Source organism: Stenotrophomonas sp. 01N47 (assembly GCF_056399165.1).
In genome coordinates this window covers 1-374 of the sequence record NZ_JBFTQU010000104.1, presented here as the reverse complement: position 1 = coordinate 374, position 374 = coordinate 1, and the positions used below count along the sequence as shown (strand labels likewise).

The window sequence follows — 374 nt, the reverse complement described above, 5'->3', positions numbered from 1 at the left end:
GGGTCGGGTCGTCGCCTTTGCCTTCGGCCAGTTGGTAGTCGCTGCGATGGCGCTCGAGGGCACGGGTTGCCAGTTGCTTGCCGCGCGCGCGGTCGGTGAAACGGCCGGGGTAGTCGTAGTCTTCGAGGTCCGGGGCGAACGCGCTTTTGGCCGCGCTTTCCGGCAGCAGCCGGGGTTTTTCGAAGTCGTAGTCGCGGCGGCTGACGCGGGTAGTGCGGGTTTCCAGGCGCAGGTTGAAGCGCTTGATCACCGGKTYKTYGGCGRCCATGCCGGAGTCYTGCTGGTAGSYCACYGGCGCSAGYTTSSGGAACACCGTCTGGTCATCGCCGAACACCAGTTTGTGGCCGCTGGTCGAGTGCTGGAAGTGGAAATGG

The 374-nt window shown here is 65.4% G+C and carries 1 protein-coding gene; it reads right to left on the bottom strand.

The features are described 5' to 3' along the window. On the bottom strand, positions 1-313 hold a 313-nt coding region (locus AC1DKR_RS21420; RefSeq protein WP_478035231.1), incomplete at its 3' end, for a contractile injection system protein, VgrG/Pvc8 family. Between the last annotated feature and the right edge of the window lie 61 nt (positions 314-374).